Origin of the sequence: Dietzia sp. DQ11-71, assembly GCF_014144995.1 — a bacterium.
Lineage (GTDB): Bacteria > Actinomycetota > Actinomycetes > Mycobacteriales > Mycobacteriaceae > Dietzia > Dietzia kunjamensis.
On the sequence record NZ_JAALDT010000487.1, the window covers coordinates 1 to 1410 of the forward strand.

Consider the following 1410-nt stretch of genomic DNA (forward strand, 5'->3'; position numbering starts at 1 on the left):
GGGTGCGGCCGGTCTCGAGCTTGACCTCCACCAGCGTCGCGGCCTGGTGCGCCTCGAGGGTGTCGTAGTGGGTGATCGAGTGCTTGCCGTCGGAGGTGACGGCGAAGCGCCAGTCCGACGAGGTGTGCCGGCCGATCGGCGCGTCGATGGTCCCCGACAGCGGATCGGGGTGGCCCTGCACCAGCGCGTGGTAGGTCTTGTCGACGGTCCGGTCGCGGAACGCCCGCTTGAGCAGCGTGTACGCGCGTTCGGACGCCGCGACCACCATCAGTCCGGACGTGCCGACGTCCAGGCGGTGGACGATCCCCTTGCGCTCCGGCGGGCCGGAGGTGGAGATGCGGTACCCGGCGGCGGCCAGGCCGCCGATCACCGTGGGGCCGGTCCAGCCGACGGACGCGTGCGCGGCGACACCGACCGGTTTGTCGACGACGACGATGTCCGCGTCCGAGTACAGGACCGCCATCCCCTCGACCGGCTCGGCGACCACGGCGGGCTCGGCCCGCGGTTCGGGCATCTCGACCTCGATCCAGGACATCCCGGTGAGCTTGTCTGACTTGCCCACGGTGTGCCCGTCGAGCAGGACCTTGCCCTCGCCGGCCAGATCGGCGACCGCGGTCCGCGAGATGCCCAGGAGGCGGGAGACACCGGCGTCGACGCGCATGCCGTCGAGCCCGTCGGGGACGGGGAAGGTGCGGACCTCACCCATCGGCGGGGTTCTTCTCGTGGGCGGGGGCGGCGGGGTCCTTCTCGTGGGCGGGGGCGGCGGGGTCGGCAGGGGCCTTCTTGTCGCCGGCGAGCGCCTCGGACACCCGCGAGCCGTCGAAGTCGACGTTGCGGAACACGGCCACGGCCACGACGATCACGCCGGTGACCAGGCTGGCGTCGGCCACGTTGAACACGGGCCACCAGCCGACGGCCATGTAGTCCACGACGTGGCCCTGCAGGATGCCGGGCGCGCGGAAGTAGCGGTCCACCAGGTTTCCGGCGGCGCCGCCCAGGATCAGTCCGAGGCCCCACGCCCACCACCGGGAGTGGACCCTGCGGGAGAACCACAGCAGGCCCGCCACCACGACCGTGGCGACGATGCTCAACACCACCGTGAACTCGGTGCCCATGGAGAACGCGGCGCCCGGGTTGCGCAGCAGGACCAGACGAACCGTGTCGCCGATGAGCTCGATGGGCCTCGAGTCCTCCAGGTTCGCCACGGCCAGGACCTTGGCGATCTGGTCTACGGCGACGATCAGCGCGGCGATCACCAGCATGACCACCGGCCCGTGCCGGAAGTAGTGGGGCGCACGGTTGTGAGGCGCGGGGTCGTGGGGCGCGGGGTCGTGGGGCGCGGTGCTCGCGGGTGAGTCACCCTGTGGCGCCGCGCTGCCGGGCGTGGGCCCCGACGCGTCGGGCGGCGTC

Annotated in this window: 2 protein-coding genes; both read right to left on the reverse strand. The window is 72.4% G+C overall.

Annotated features, from left to right (window positions below):
- The coding region (locus G6023_RS15055) for a pseudouridine synthase (protein ID WP_182636273.1) at positions 1-706 on the reverse strand (706 nt) is incomplete at its 3' end.
- Positions 699-1410 (reverse strand): signal peptidase II (gene lspA, locus G6023_RS15060; RefSeq protein ID WP_182636275.1); only part of this gene is annotated, 712 nt, incomplete at its 5' end. The genes lspA and G6023_RS15055, both read right to left, overlap by 8 nt.